The sequence below is a fragment of the Bacteroides sp. 1_1_30 genome, assembly GCF_020982715.1.
Taxonomy (GTDB): Bacteria; Bacteroidota; Bacteroidia; order Bacteroidales; family Bacteroidaceae; genus Bacteroides; species Bacteroides xylanisolvens.
Map to the genome: position 1 here is coordinate 1 of NZ_JAJKHN010000245.1, position 638 is coordinate 638.

Consider the following 638-nt stretch of genomic DNA (forward strand, 5'->3'; position numbering starts at 1 on the left):
TCATATATTTGCTTACTTCATCATTATCTATCATATAAATATATGGAGAATATCTAGGATTAAAAAATAAATGATTCCCTGATTTATAAAAACTTTGGGCTTTAAATGGAGTATTAGCATTATCTGCAATACCTCTAGATGCTATTACCGGAACAAATTTCTCATTCGAATAAAATCCTAAACAAATACCGTCTTCAGTCTGAAATATATTGGTTCCCCATATCTTTCCCGTTTTTTCATCAACAGCTATTTCCATTACAGTTGCATTAGTTTTATATTCTGTAAACAGCTTGTAATCAGGATATTTATATTTTATTATTTTTCGTCCTACAATAGATGATATGTATATATTTAAATCTGCATCTATATCAAAGTCTGATATATCAGCATATTCTCCTGGTCCACTCCCTATATTATGAATTTTAGTAATATATGAACCATTATCGTCAAATAAAAAGATCATAGCTTGGACTTTATCAAAAATATAATATGTCTCATTCTTATACAATATCTTAGTTATACTAGATATTAATGATCTCTCATTTGTTTCTAATGGAACAAAAGTTACAGAATCAAATTCATGCAAATGATTCTTCTTACTACAATAGTCATATTCCAACAAAGTAAGATTCCTATCT

The 638-nt window shown here is 27.6% G+C and carries 1 protein-coding gene; it reads right to left on the reverse strand.

Annotated features, from left to right (window positions below; genetic code table 11):
* Positions 1 to 638, reverse strand: a 638-nt coding sequence (locus LPH68_RS26505; RefSeq protein WP_230297295.1) for a 6-bladed beta-propeller, incomplete at both ends; no start/stop codon positions are given.